Origin of the sequence: Mesorhizobium sp. M0047 (genome assembly GCF_040323315.1) — a bacterium.
Classification (GTDB): Bacteria; Pseudomonadota; Alphaproteobacteria; order Rhizobiales; family Rhizobiaceae; genus Mesorhizobium.
Map to the genome: position 1 here is coordinate 1 of NZ_JAMYUW010000106.1, position 1061 is coordinate 1061.

The following is a 1061-nucleotide window of genomic DNA, read 5'->3' on the forward strand; positions in this document are numbered from 1 at the left end:
TGCGCCGCTACTGGAAGACGTCAGCCGCGGGTTGCTTGGCCTGATTGGCATCTGGATGCTCTGGCGCGCATTGAGCCACGGCCATTACCACAAGCATGAGGGCGAGGCGGTTGGCGTCATGGCCGGCTTGATCCCCTGTCCGCTGACGCTTTTTGTGATGACTTTTGCGATATCCAGGGGCGTTCCGGTCGCCGGCATTCTTTTCGCAATCACCATGATGGCCGGCGTGGCGCTGACGCTGTCTTGTGTTGCGGTGCTGTCGATCCTGTTTCGCGAGCGCCTGGTGCATTTTTTCGATAGCTGGCCACGCCTGTTCGATGCCATTTCGCGGACCATCGAGGGCGGTGCCGGAATTGTTCTAGTCGGCGTAGCCGTTTGGCAAATCTCGTCTCCTTAACGCCGTTTTGGAAAAAGAGACCATGCGACTAGAACCCAATCTCCAAGAAACTCCGGACCCAACTCTGCTTTTGGGCGAAACAGAGTTGGGCGCATGACCGACGAGCCGCCTGCGACGAACTACATTGTGAGCGTGTCGAGGCACCGCACTGGCGCAAAGTGTTGACGACCAAGGACAAGGGCAAAGCTTCGGCGACAGCGAGAGAGATGGGCGACAAGGTGAGGGTCGCGACGAATGCGCCGCAAGTCTAGCCAGGACAAAGGCGGTGTTCGCACTCGAACCGCGCTGCTATCACGCCTGGATAGATCGCCCTTGATCCAGTGATCGAGCAAAATCACCGCAATGCCCGCAAGTATGGCTAGCGCTATCATCCAGGCGATCTTTTGACGGTCGGTCACTCATGATCTCCCGAGGAGCCCACAACCCTCACGGCAATAGGCAACCGGTATCGTCGGGTGAAGGCGAATCCAGTATGTCGCTCGGGGATTGCAATCCGTTCGGCAATTGAAGGACGCAAGGGCACACCTCACTAAGCCACACGCTCTGCGATGGCGAACGCCTGAAGATTCTTTGCCTTGCCGCTGCCATTGACTTCGGTCGACAAGACCAACTCGTCTTCTGTCTGATCTCGTCCGCCGGTCGATGTCGGCCGGCTTTTGTTCGG

General features: G+C 58.1%; 1 protein-coding gene. It reads left to right on the forward strand.

Annotated elements, in window-relative coordinates:
• Window positions 1-397, forward strand: a 397-nt coding sequence (locus NKJ89_RS35565) for an urease accessory protein UreH domain-containing protein (protein ID WP_352609070.1), incomplete at its 5' end; no start/stop codon positions are given.
• Between the last annotated feature and the right edge of the window lie 664 nt (window positions 398-1061).